The sequence below is a fragment of the Vibrio sp. 378 genome (assembly GCF_033339435.1).
In genome coordinates, this window is the sequence record NZ_JAWOUO010000300.1 from 1 (window position 1) to 860 (window position 860).

General features: G+C 44.4%; 1 protein-coding gene. It reads left to right on the forward strand.

Translation table 11 applies throughout. The features are described 5' to 3' along the window. Positions 1-812 (forward strand): lysine exporter LysO family protein (locus R7Q48_RS25840; RefSeq protein ID WP_318133027.1); only part of this gene is annotated, 812 nt, incomplete at its 5' end. Positions 813-860 lie beyond the last annotated feature (48 nt).

The window sequence follows — 860 nt, forward strand, 5'->3', positions numbered from 1 at the left end:
CAACTTCATACCTTATTTACGTCATTCTTTCGTTGATGGGTTTAAGTTTAGCTGCCTTAGACAACTTGAGTAGCAACTTGCAGAGTATACTGCTGTACGCTGGTACTTTTTTCGTCTGCTTGAGTGTATGTAACTTACTCGCTCTGCCAATAATCGATAAGATTATCCCGTTGCAGACCAATCACAACCAAAACAAGCTTCCACTTTCTTCTATGGCATTAGAATCAGTAAAACTGATTGTTGTCGTTGGTGGAGGCTTAATTGCTGGTCTCATTTTGCCGATAGGTCTGGAGTGGGTAGATACCGCGAGCGAATGGATCCTCTTCCTTCTGCTCTTTTTCATCGGCATTCAACTCAGAAACAGCGGTTTAACTCTGAGACAGATCTTGCTCAACAAACAAGGCATGGCGATTGCTGCCATTGTTATCGCCACTTGTATGCTCGGCGGCGTTATCGCTTCTGTGATTTTAGACTTACCACTTTATCAAGCATTAGCGATGTCTTCCGGATTTGGCTGGTACTCATTAGCAGGCATTTTGATGGGCGACGCATTTGGTCCTGTGTTTGGTGGGGCGTCTTTCCTTATCGAACTCATGCGTGAGTTGATAGCGCTGGTCGCGATCCCACTCTTTATCCGTAGCTACCCTTGTACAGCTATCGGTTATGCGGGCGCAACTGCGATGGACTTTACATTACCTGTGATTCAAACCACAGGTGGCGTCCGCTGCGTCCCTGTCGCTATTGTTAGTGGTTTTATCTTGAGTTTACTTGTGCCCGTTATGATGCTTTTCTTTGTATCACTTGCTAGCTAGATCTCAGGTTTTATCTTTAACATCCATTACAATACGGCAAAAATTTAA